Consider the following 12143-nt stretch of genomic DNA (forward strand, 5'->3'; position numbering starts at 1 on the left):
TTTTCCGAAATAGGAAAACACCTTTTTACTCATTTCTTCTTATTTAAAACACTACTCACGATAACACCAATACAAGCACCTATAATAGCTGGAACAATCCACCCAACACCTTCTGTATAAAACGGAATGTATTTTAATACTGATGTCCACTGACTCATCATTACATTTTTATTGAAAATATCGATTGCACTAAATACCGCTACAATCACAATTGTAACTGGATATATGCATACATACTTCCCAATATACTTATGGAATAGCCCTAAAATAATAAGCGTTAATGCAACTGGATAAATAAATCCAAGAATTGGTACCGATACCTTTAAAATTTGTGTTAATCCTAAATTAGCTAAAATCATACTAACAAAACTTAAGATAAATGCCCAAACTTTATAAGCTACTTTTGGAAATGCACTTGCGAAAAATTGACTACAAGATGTAACAAGTCCGATTGAAACACATAAACACGCAATCGTAAAAATAAGACCTAATAAAACGACTCCGCCTTGTCCAAATAATGTAGTCATCACTTGTGCTAACACTTGCGCGCCATTATCAAATATCCCCAATGACCCACTCATTGAACCGACATATCCAAGTATGACATAAATAATAGATAATAATAGTCCTGCACCAATTCCTGCAATACTCATATATTTCGCTAAACCTTTATCATCTTCAATACCTTTTGCACGAAGAGCATTTGCAATCACAATCCCAAAAATTAAAGCTGCTAATGCATCCATCGTTAAATATCCATCTAAAAACCCTTGGAACATAGGCGCTTGTCCATAGTTTCCAGCAGCCTCTTTCACACTACCTACTGATGTAAACATGCTTTTTATAAAGATAAGAGCAATCATACCTAATAATAACGGTGTTAAAACTTTTCCGAACAACCCCATTAATTTAGACGGTGATAAACTTAACCAGTACACAATACTAAAGAAAATAACTGTGTAACATAATAAGATTATGCTACCTGCTTCCGGGAATAACTGACCCGGTCCCATCTCAAAAGCGAGACTTCCTGCACGCGGAATGCCAAGGCCTGGTCCAATAAATAAATACACGATACACGGAAAAATAATGGCGAATGAAGAATGAACTCTACCCGCTAGCGTTTGAAAACTTCCTGCTTTCGCAATCGCAATAACTCCTAATATAGGAAGACCTGTTGCTGATATAATAAACCCTACTAATGAAATCCACACATGTTCTCCTGCTTCATACCCAAGGAAAGGTGGGAATATAAGATTCCCCGCTCCAAAGAACATCGAGAATAACATAAGACTAATAAGTAAAATTTCTTTTTTCTGTAACAATTTCATTTCTTTCTCCTTCTTTAATTTCATCTTTTATGAAATCAATTTCATATATAAAAAAGTGCAATAAACCGCTTCTTTACAAAGAAAACATAGTCCATAGTCTAACATAAAAGAAACACTCATTCTATAGCTATATCCCTTTTCCAATTTCTTCTGAAAAATCAACCTTTATTGACTTATAATAGTTAATAAGGTAAAATATTAAATGTACAAAATTATTAACTTTGTTTTTGTTTGTGTCAGGAGGAAAATAACATGGAATCAGCGATACAACTAGAAAAAGAACAACAAAGAAAAAAGAAACATCCTCCAGGTTTATACTTACTCTTCTTTACAGAAATGTGGGAAAGATTTAGTTACTATGGATTACGAGGATTATTAACATTATATTTAACGACAGCTTTAGTAAGCGGTGGTCTTGGGTTTAGTCCCGCATGGGCACTCTCTATTTACGGATTTTACACTGGAGCCTGTTATTTCACACCAATGATTGGTGGATACTTAACAGACCGTTTTCTAGGTAGACGAAAAGCGATTACAATTGGTGGTATAACAATGGCAATCGGTAACCTTACACTATTTGCCTTACAAAACCAAGTCGGCCTATACCTCGGATTAGCGCTTATTATTATTGGTAACGGATTCTTCAAACCGAACATCTCTACACTAGTTGGGGAATTATATGAAGAGAACGATCCAAAACGTGATAGTGCATTTACCATTTTCTATATGGGTATTAACGTCGGATCATTTTTAGCTCCACTCGTTTGCGGATTTTTATCAGAAAATTTATTCAAAACAACGGTTGATGGCGTTGTACATTACGGATTCCGTTACGGATTCTTAGCCGCTTCAATCGGAATGATCATTGGACAAATTTTATTTACAACACTATCCAATCGCTTCCTTGGTGATATCGGTAAAAAACCAACTCGCGATTTACAAACAACAGATGGACAACCATCAGTAGGAGATACACCGTTAACAAAAAAAGAAAAACAACGTACTGCAGTTATCGTCATTTTAACATGCTTCGTTGTCTTCTTCTGGGCTGGCTTTGAACAAGCTGGTAGTTCATTAACATTATATACAAACAAATTTGTAGACCGCTCTGTGTTCGGATGGGAAGTTCCAACATCTTGGTTCCAATCGGTCAATCCATTATTTATTATTTTACTTGCTCCAGTCATCTCAGCATTATGGGCAAAACTTGCAACTCGCAAGCGTGGGGATTTAAAAATCCCAACTAAAATGGGACTTGGTATGATCTTGCTCGGTATCGGTTATATCATTCTCGTTATTGCTACATTAAAAACAGGTAGTGATGAACATAACATTACAGAAAAAGCAAACTTACTATTTATCGTCTTTACGTATCTTTTCCATACGTTAGGTGAGCTATTCTTATCACCTGTTGGACTATCAATGGTTAGTGCGCTTGCCCCAGTAAAACTTGCTTCTTTATTAATGGGAGTATGGTTAGCAAGCTCAGGAATCGCTAACATTTTAGGTGGACAACTTGCAAGCTTCACAACTTCACTTGGATATGCTGAAGTATTTACAGTAATTGGCGCTGTAGCAATTGTATTAGGCTGTGTTTTATTACTAATTTCTAAGAAGTTAGTGAAATGGATGGATTAAAAAAAGATGAGGGATTTCCCTCATCTTTTTTATTTCTTCGCCTTCGTTCCTACTAAATCACCAGCAACAACGTAACGTTTAGAATTATCTTTCACTGATACACATGTAATTAGCGTTATCTCGTCTTTCCCATGATCTTCAACAACTTCCCACTTATCAGGAGTTACTTCAGATACACCAGTAACCGCATATTCATATTCGTTTTCATTATCATACAAATAAATTTTATCGCCTTTTTTTAGAGAAGCTATATCACTAAATAAAACACCTTTTTTAGACATGTTATGTCCTGCTAATGCATAATTCCCTTTTCCCATTACTTGATTTTCTTTTACTGTTGCTGCACCTGATAATAAGTTTTTCTCAGTAGAAGACTTTAAAACAGGAAGTTCTAATGAAACACTTGGAATCGAAATACGACCAATTACTTGTTTCTTATCTAAAGATGCGTTCGCTACTTCTGCCAAATCTGGTTGGTTAATTTTCGAAGCATCTACAAATTCCGTCTCATGTTTTTCATAATCCATCTTTTGGACAGCCTGTACATTTTCAGTCTGTTTCTTTTCAGCTTGATATCCATCATAAAATGGCTTGCCGATTAATACACCACCTACAACAAATAGGAGGATTGCTACTATACTATAAATTCTTTGCTTATTCATATACAATTCCTTTCCCTTACAAAATCTTACTCTATATAAAATGATAAGATAATATTGCTATATGTACAAGTATAAGCTAAAAAGAAACCTTCTTGCATAGGCAAGAAGGTTTCTTTTCAGACCAACTTATTTCTGTACAATGATACATAAAAAACTGTCATTTGAACAAAAAGCATAAAAAACAAAATATATAACGGATATCCAGGAATATATAAATTAGCTACAGGAGAAAGCGTTAAACATCCAATAGCAATAACTACCCCATACCAGAATGAAATAAATGTTGTTCGGCATGCCTTTTGCGTGATTTCTTTTTCCCGCTCATCTTCTTGTGGAAATAGTAATGGGTACATCCAATAAGAAAGGGCTTTATGTTTCTTCTTTTGAACTTTATAAAAAATCGTCGTTATAATAGCTACAATAATTAATAATCCTAACGGTATCATATTGATTGTTACTTCAAATGGCAATTTCTTAGTTTCAATAATATTTGCCAGCTCTATCCAAGCATAATAGAGTTCAATAAATGCCCAACAAGCAATCATAAACCTCAGCACATTTAAAATATACGAAACCGCAATTTTATTCATCCTCTTCCCCCTCCTTATTTAAAACAAACACATCTTCCATCTTGAGCTCGAATACATCGCAAATCGTAAGTGCTAATAACAAAGAAGGAACATAATCCCCTTTTTCAATTGCCGCGATTGTTTGTCTCGTCACTCCAACCTTTTCTGCTAATACACTTTGCGAAAAATTAAACCGAGCTCTTAATTCCTTCACTCTATTTAAAATGGTCAAATTTACCACCTCTCACCACCATTGTATGCTATCCTTAACAAAATGTAAACTCAACTTAACATTATTTTTACAAAAAAATCCAACTTCACGTATTGTAAAGTTGGATTACATGTTAGTTTAAAATTGTAAGCTTAACATTTTTTCTGCCCCATTTACTAGATGAAGCTTTATCTGGCATTAAAACATCAATTTTGTGACCTTTAATCGCGCCACCAGTATCTGCTGCAATTGCTTCTCCGTATCCTTCAACATATACGCGAGAACCTAATGGGATAACAGATGGGTCCACTGCAATTAATTTCATTCCTGGGTTTGCAGTTAGATTATAGCCTCCCCATGCAGAATATACTTGTTGTCCTGGCCCATAGCCATTTTCACCTGGATCTGCTGTATAAGCTGTTGCATGTACATAGATTTCTCTTCCACCAGCAGTTGGCTTAGAAGGTTGTGCAGGTTCTACCTTCGAATTATTATTAGCTACAGGTTCAGCTGGTTTATTAGCTTTTTCTTTTTCTTGCTTTTTATTTTCAGCAACTTCCGCTTGTGCCTTAGCTAAAGCTTCTTGCTCTGCCTTTGCAGCTGCCTCCGCTTTTGCACGCTCTTCTGCTGCAATTCTCGCTGCTTCTTGTTCACGAGCAATTGTTTCTTGTACTGCTTTCATGTTTGATTCGATTTTAGCTTTTTCTTCTGCTGCTAAATTAAGTTGGCTTGCAACCTGATTATATTTAGCTTGAACTGTTTGTAAGTTAGCTTGACGCTTTTTCAAGTTATCTTGCAGTTCAGCTTGTGCTTTTGCTAATTTTTGTTTGTCTACTACTAAAGATGCTTCTTTCTCGTCAATTGTTTTCTTATCTTCTTCAATTTGACGAAGATCTTGTTCTTGTAGACGTAGAATTTCTTTATCAGCTTCTAGAATAGTAGAAACTGCGTTCATACGTTGTAAGAAGTCTGCAAAGTTCTTTGACTCTACTACAACTTCTACTACTAAACTTGTATTTGAACTGTTTTGAACAGAAACCATACGTTTTCTCATAATATCCTTACGAGCAAGGACTTTATCCTCTAAAACGACAATTTCGTTCTTTTTTTGTTCAATCTGCTTATGTGTTTCATCAATTTTACGTTGAATAGCAGCTTGATCCTCTTTATTTTTTGCAATTGTATTATTTAAATTATGTAGTTCGTTTTCGATACCTTGAATTTCTTTACTAACAGCTTGCTTCTCTTGCTCTTTCTTTTGCATTTCTGCATCGTTTTGCTGCAATTGCTGTTGCATGTTGTTAAGTTTCTCGTCGTTTGACTCTGCTTTAACAGCGACTGTACTAGAAAGACCTATAATTCCTGCTAATACTAGACTACTGATTCGCTTAAAATAGTTCATAATCCGACTCCCTTCTTATACAGTTATACATGATTTATTTTACAGTTTGTTTACAATACCATTAAATACAGTTTATTTTTCATGACGAAAAAAAGGGAATTATGCATAAAATGTAATAGATTCTTAAATATTTAACAATTCCTATATTTAAAAATTATAAAAGATGCTAAAATCCAAATATAGAGAAAATATAACTTCTAAAGGCGGTTGAAATAAATATATGTTTACTCAAAAGAAATCACTCCAACATAAAATTGATCAATTAGAAAGTCGTATACAAGAACTAGAAGCAGAATTAAAACAAAAGGATATCGAACAACAAGAGACTATTTCTTCTATCCACGATCGTGTACAAAGCGTTGTTCAAGAGCAGCAACTTGTAAATAACCAGCACAATACACTTCAAAGTTTAGTTCAACAATTAAGCTCATGTTTCGAAAATGTTTCAACACGTACTACACATTCCAATGAATTGAATAACGAAATGCTACAAAAAGAACAAAGCTTAATTCAATCTATTGAAGAAATTATTGATTGTTCTAACGAAGGAAAAGAATCTGTTCATCGTTTACTTATTGTAATTAATAAATTAGGTGAACAATCCCAGCGCACGTCTAATAGTATGAATCATTTAAGTGAACGCTCAAAAGAAATTGAGCAAATTGTAGAAGTCATCCAAAACATTGCAGCACAAACAAATTTACTTGCTTTAAATGCAAGTATTGAAGCTGCTCGTGCTGGAGAGCACGGTAAAGGATTCGCTGTCGTTGCCAATGAAGTAAGAAAACTAGCAGAAAGTACCGCTGAAAGTACAAAAAACATCGGCAACTTAACGAAAAAAATTCAAGAAGAAATTGAAAAAGCATACGATAATACAAAAGATAATTTGCATTTAGTCGATGAAGGTGTAGAAATGAGTGCCGATACAAACGCTAGAATCGAAAATATTTTAATTATGATTCAAACGTTACAAAACGGTGCTACAAATGTTATTAAAGCTATTGAAAACCAAAAGACTTGTAATGATGATATATTACGAGAATTCGCTAATACACAACAAATGTTCCAAAAGTTAAATACTACTATTATGAATCACATTCATGATGCTGAGAAAGTCGATGTTCAATTAACAAAAAGTCTTGAAGAAACAGTAGTTTCTCATTAATAGTAAAAATCCCTTATACTGTTATAAGGGATTTTTATTATATTTCGAATATTTATTTCTTCTCAATATTGAGCCGTATCTTTGTTATAATGGACAAGTTGTTTCTTTCAACTATTAAACAAGGAGGTTATTATGGAACAATTTTACTACATTTTAAAATATTTAATTCTTGGTCTGTTCCAAGGACTAACAGAACCGATTCCGATTTCTTCAAGCGGTCACCTCGTTTTGGCACAGCATTTGCTAGGACTAAAAATAGAGGGGTTTAGCTTTGAACTACTTGTTAATTCAGCTTCATTATTAGCTGTATTACTTATTTATAGAAATGATTTAATTCGTCTAACAAAGAATGGTCTATCTTATATATTTACAAGAGCAGAAGATGCAAAATCAGATTTCTTCTTTATTATTTACCTTGTCATTGCGACCATTCCAGCAGGTGTTATTGGTGTTTTATTTAAAGATTACATTGATCAGTACTTAAAAGGTGTGAAAATGGTTGGGATTTCCCTTCTTATTACCGCTGTCGGCCTTTGGATTATTAGAAACTTGCGTGGACGTAAAAATGATGGCGATCTTTCTATGAAAGATGCAATTATCGTCGGATTAGCACAAGCTTGCGCACTAATTCCTGGAATAAGCCGATCAGGTGCAACAATCGTAGCTGCGATGTTACTTGGTATGAAACAGGAAACGGCTCTTCGTTTCTCATTCTTACTATATATCCCTGTTAGCTTAGGTGGTTTATTACTAAGTATTACAGACATTGCAAAAGATCCAAATCTAGATACATTATTCGTACCCTATATCGTTGCATTTATCGCAACATTTATCATGACGTATATTTCATTAAAATGGTTTATGAACATTATGGCAAAAGGAAATTTAAAATATTTCTCTTTCTATTGCATTATCGTAGGTGTACTTACTCTTATTTTCTTATAAGGTGAAACTTACAAATAAAAAAGCGAGTCATTCTATTACACTAGGATGACTCGCTTTTTTATATCTTTATAATGATAAAGCCCCTCTTACTTTTTTTTGTACAGTAAGAGGGGCTCTTTTATGCATATACTTTCTTTTCTTGACAATACAAACGAATAACATGTTTATTTTGTTGAAATACATCATGCGTTAGGCGGATAATAATAAAATTTCGTTTTATTTGATCATCATGAACAAAAATCTGTTCTCCCTCTTGAAAACGCCATGCACTTTCAAAAGTTGTAATATGATCCCCACTTACAGAAAAAAGCTCATATCGCATATTTTGTACCCTCTCTCAACTTATAATAATCATAATATCATTATATTAAATTTAGTATAACTTAATTCCGTTGAAATTTGTAATTTTTTCTATTTCGAAATATTTTAATTTTGTTTTAAGGTTCTTTTAACGTTATAATGATAAACGAATTTTCATTGAAAGGAGCTTCATTTTGACTGCATATATATTTCCAATAAAAACAGCATTTATTTTATTTCCTATTTTAGCAATGTTCCTCTTAATACCTTTTTTAATATTTAACTACCGAAAGTACGGTTATTTAAATAAATGGCGTTCATTTATTTTGTACTCATTATTACTTTACTTATTAAATGCCTATTTTCTTGTGATTTTGCCGTTACCACAAACATATGATACTTGTAGCCTACAACCGGCTAATACGCAGCACATGCAACTATCACCATTTTATTTCATACAAGAAATTAGTAATCATACTTCGGCAATTTTAACGAAACCAGCTACTTATTTCTACCTATTAAAAGAATCTGCGTTTTTACAAGTAGCATTTAACGTTCTATTAACCGTTCCATTCGGTATTTACTTACGTTATTATTTCCGACGTAGTTTCTTACAAACAATTTGTATTTCTTTTTGTCTTTCACTCTTTTTCGAGCTAACACAAGTGACTGGACTATACGGTATATACAATTGTGCGTACCGCTTATTTGATATAGACGATCTGTTTTTAAATACATTAGGCGGCGTAATCGGCTTTATCATTGCACCAATATTTACGTACTTCCTTCCGAAAGCAAACGAATTAGATAGTCATATTAATTTGGAAACGAAACCAGTCGGATTCGTTCGTCGCCTTATCGCGATGCAAATTGATTGGATTTTCTTATCCATCGTTGTACCTGTCATTAAAAACAAAGGAAATTCTTTCTTTGTTTCTAATATTCAATCTTACACGAACATATATGAACTCATTTTCATAACGTGTTCGATCTTTATTTACTTTATTATCATTCCATACTTTACGAATGGAAAGACAATTGGTAAAGCGTTGCTTCGTATTTACGTGAAAGGAAAATCAGATCGTATTACGTTGAAGGAACTATTCATCCGTTATGGTATATTCTATTTCGTTTTAGGTGGAATCAATTATATTCTTTCTAGTAGCTCTATCTTAAATCTTAAAGAACCTTTAGTATTAGTAGTTATATTATTATTCCAACTCGTAATTAACGGTCTATTTATTATTCATGTTTTATTACATGTATTTAGTCGTGATAAGTTACTATTTTACGAGCGAATTAGTCAAACAAGAAATGCGATCGTACTAAAAAAAGCTGACAAGTAATACTTTGTCAGCTTTTTTTCATAATCGTAAATAACTTTTCTGTGTAAGGGTTTGAAAACATTTCTGCTTCATCTAATAATTTCCTCACCTTTAGAAACGAATGCAATTCTGGATATATATTTTGTAATTTTTCATACGTTAACGTATGCATTTTCCCCCAATGCGGGCGTCCTTCATACTTTAGAAAAATTTTCTCCACCTCACCAAAATAAGCAGCATACTTCATACCTTTATACATATGAACAGCTATATACGCAGAATCTCTTCCATACGCTGGACTGAGCCATATGTCATCCCTTTTCACATAACGGCATTCAATTGGGAAGTGTACTTTATACTTTTTCTTTTCAATAAGGTTTGAAATTTCTTCTACAACGGCCTGCATATACTTTGCAGGAACACTATACTCCATTTCATAAAATGGAACCGCACGCGATGTAGCAAATACTTCATAACTCGGACCAATTATTTTTGTATTCGGTACAGCTTTAGCCGATAATCGACTTACTCCTTTACTTATAGAAGGAAACCATTTACATCCTTTAGATAACAAAGAGAACATCTTATTTTCAAGTAACTCTACCTTTAGTTTATGCCATTTCAAATCACTTTTTTTACCCGTTGTTTCGTTTGTAATTTTCACTTGCACTTCATCTGAATAAGGAAAAACAAAAAATTCAAAATGGCGATTCTTCTTATATTCTTCTAGCTTGTTCATTACAGTAGATAAGGACTGTTTTTCACTTTTATAAACGAGTGAATAAGCTGGAATAACCTTCAATTTTATTTTTACAATGATACCTAACATTCCAAGAGACAACTGAAAAGCTCTCCAATATTGTACATTCTCCGTTTGTGAACAAACTATACTCTCACCTGTAGATAAAACTGCGGTAATCTCTATAACTTGTGTTGATAAACTTCCAAAGGTAATTCCCGTCCCATGAGTCCCTGTACTAATCGCTCCTGCAATAGATTGCGAATCAATATCCCCTAAATTTTCTTGCGCATAACCTTTTTCCTCAAGTAACTTCCCTAGCTCATGTAACTTTGTTCCTGCCCATACTTCGGCAACCATCTTCTCCGCATCAACATTCACAATACCCTTCAATTCATCTAAAGAGACTAAAATTTCTTCCGTCTGCACAAGAGGGGTAAACGAGTGTCCTGAACCGACAACGCGAATTTTCTTCCCTTCTTTTCGTGCAAGCTCTACAACTTCTACTACATCTTGTATACTTTCTGGATACATCGTATAATGCGGTGTTCCTTCTACATTCCCTGTCCAATTTCTCCATTTTTGTCCCTTTATAGAAAGCATTGGCCATCCCCCCGATATGTTGAATACTCCCCAACAATCTCTCCCTCTTTCACACGATATAAAAACGGAAACCGCTCACATAACTCTCCAGCTTTACTATGGCGAAACAAGATAGAATCTCCTATTTCTATTCGTTCCTCACCGTTGTAGAAAATCGGTGTTTGCACTTCACCAGCACCTTCTAAAGCTAATAGTTTGGCACCATTTGGCCTCCAAATCTCAGGTTCTTTATCCTTCCCAATTGCGCCTGAGGCAATATATCCACCACCTAGACAAGTGTAAATTGTTGGAGCTGGTTTACGCACAACTGGTAAAGCAAATCCGACAGCTGGCTGAAGTTGTACTTCTTTATAATAATCAAACAGCTTCGGGGCATAGAAAGCAGAACCTATTGTAATCTCTGAAACTGAATGATCTTGCTCAGTTGTTTTTATACTTCCTGTGCCTCCTCCATTTACAAACCTTAGTTCAATACCTAGATTTTGTATTTCTTTTACGATATGTCCTCTTCTTCCTTTAACTTCTAACACTGATTTCTTCTTTAAATATGAAATCACTTTACTTTTTACTCGTTGATTCGGTATGTGATCTCCTACCCCAGCAATTTGGGCTTCATATCCCATTACACCATCTAGTATTAAAAATGATGATTTTTTCAACCTTTTTACTATTTTCAAAGCACCTTGCACATCTCTTACCGGTGATCTTTTGACCCCAAAATGAAAATTTAAAAAACGACTACTCATATCAATATCTAAGCAAACACGAAAACATCCTTTAGACTTCTCAGCAATTTTTTCTAAATAAACAATATGATCTTCACAATCCACCATACAAGTTATAATGAGCCCTTGCTTTGTTAGCAAACTTATTTCATGTAACGCTCTATCATCATAAGCAGGATATCCGAGCAATAAATCATTGAATCCTTGTTCAATTAAAAACAAAACTTCCCTAGGTGAAAAACACATAATACCTTGAAAACGATCATTTGCAGCTAAAATCTTTTGCATAACCGGAACAGAACGTAACGATTTACTCGCTATACGAATCTTCTTATTTCCACTTAATTCTATAATCAATTGAATATTTCTATCTAAAGCTACTTCATCCAAAAATGCACAAGGTAATGGAACTTCTTTAAAAATTCCTCGATCCACATTTTTCTCTCCTCTTCTCTATATGTCTTATACATATTGGAAAGAAAGTTGGAATCTCCTCTACAAAATAAAAAAGTTTCTTCCTATTTAAGA

Annotated in this window: 12 protein-coding genes; 4 read left to right on the plus strand and 8 right to left on the minus strand. The window is 33.9% G+C overall.

The window, feature by feature from the left end; translation table 11 throughout:
- Positions 1-29: 29 nt before the first annotated feature.
- Positions 30-1331 (minus strand): branched-chain amino acid transport system II carrier protein BrnQ1, encoded by a 1302-nt coding sequence (brnQ1, locus tag ACTFRS_RS23885; protein WP_439195525.1) that lies wholly within the window; start codon positions 1329-1331, stop codon positions 30-32.
- 252 nt (positions 1332-1583) lie between these two features.
- Between brnQ1 and ACTFRS_RS23890 the strand changes: the two genes are divergently transcribed.
- Entirely contained in the window at positions 1584-2969 is a 1386-nt protein-coding gene (locus tag ACTFRS_RS23890; protein WP_000443133.1) for a peptide MFS transporter, read from the plus strand.
- 29 nt (positions 2970-2998) lie between these two features.
- On the opposite strand, the gene ACTFRS_RS23895 is transcribed toward ACTFRS_RS23890, so the two are convergent.
- From ACTFRS_RS23895 to ACTFRS_RS23910, 4 genes are all read right to left on the minus strand, one after another.
- On the minus strand, positions 2999-3631 hold the full coding sequence (locus ACTFRS_RS23895) for a class A sortase (RefSeq protein ID WP_001041721.1): 633 nt from the start codon (positions 3629-3631) through the stop codon (positions 2999-3001).
- A gap of 116 nt (positions 3632-3747) precedes the next feature.
- A complete protein-coding gene (locus tag ACTFRS_RS23900; RefSeq protein WP_139869415.1) occupies positions 3748-4221 on the minus strand; it encodes a DUF2178 domain-containing protein in 474 nt (157 codons plus the stop codon).
- A complete protein-coding gene (locus ACTFRS_RS23905; RefSeq protein ID WP_000154009.1) occupies positions 4214-4432 on the minus strand; it encodes a helix-turn-helix transcriptional regulator in 219 nt (72 codons plus the stop codon). Before ACTFRS_RS23905 ends, ACTFRS_RS23900 begins: the two co-directional genes overlap by 8 nt.
- 112 nt (positions 4433-4544) lie before the next feature.
- Positions 4545-5813, minus strand: a complete 1269-nt coding sequence (locus ACTFRS_RS23910; RefSeq protein ID WP_242293918.1) for a 3D domain-containing protein — start codon at positions 5811-5813, stop codon at positions 4545-4547.
- A gap of 484 nt (positions 5814-6297) precedes the next feature.
- On the opposite strand from ACTFRS_RS23910, the gene ACTFRS_RS23915 reads away from it, so the two are divergent.
- Positions 6298-6978 carry a methyl-accepting chemotaxis protein gene (locus ACTFRS_RS23915; protein WP_372465543.1) on the plus strand — a complete coding sequence of 227 codons (681 nt, stop codon included), beginning with the start codon at positions 6298-6300 and terminating at the stop codon, positions 6976-6978.
- A gap of 132 nt (positions 6979-7110) precedes the next feature.
- Entirely contained in the window at positions 7111-7923 is an 813-nt protein-coding gene (locus ACTFRS_RS23920; protein ID WP_000434782.1) for an undecaprenyl-diphosphate phosphatase, read from the plus strand.
- Positions 7924-8041: 118 nt separating this feature from the next.
- On the opposite strand, the gene ACTFRS_RS23925 is transcribed toward ACTFRS_RS23920, so the two are convergent.
- Positions 8042-8245 (minus strand): hypothetical protein, encoded by a 204-nt coding sequence (locus ACTFRS_RS23925; protein WP_001268330.1) that lies wholly within the window; start codon positions 8243-8245, stop codon positions 8042-8044.
- A gap of 172 nt (positions 8246-8417) precedes the next feature.
- Here ACTFRS_RS23925 and ACTFRS_RS23930 point away from each other — a divergent pair, with 172 nt between their 5' ends.
- Positions 8418-9569, plus strand: a complete 1152-nt coding sequence (locus ACTFRS_RS23930) for a VanZ family protein (RefSeq protein WP_000127968.1) — start codon at positions 8418-8420, stop codon at positions 9567-9569.
- Positions 9570-9576: 7 nt separating this feature from the next.
- Here the strand turns inward: ACTFRS_RS23930 and ACTFRS_RS23935 are convergent, their stop codons facing one another.
- Positions 9577-10890: a D-arabinono-1,4-lactone oxidase gene (locus ACTFRS_RS23935; protein WP_431084911.1), complete on the minus strand. Its 1314-nt coding sequence runs from the start codon at positions 10888-10890 to the stop codon at positions 9577-9579.
- Positions 10878-12050: an amino acid deaminase/aldolase gene (locus ACTFRS_RS23940; protein ID WP_439195528.1), complete on the minus strand. Its 1173-nt coding sequence runs from the start codon at positions 12048-12050 to the stop codon at positions 10878-10880. The genes ACTFRS_RS23935 and ACTFRS_RS23940 overlap by 13 nt, the downstream gene beginning before the upstream one ends.
- Positions 12051-12143: the final 93 nt, after the last annotated feature.

This window comes from Bacillus cereus group sp. MYBK139-1 (assembly GCF_051916915.1).
Classification (GTDB): Bacteria; Bacillota; Bacilli; order Bacillales; family Bacillaceae_G; genus Bacillus_A; species Bacillus_A pacificus.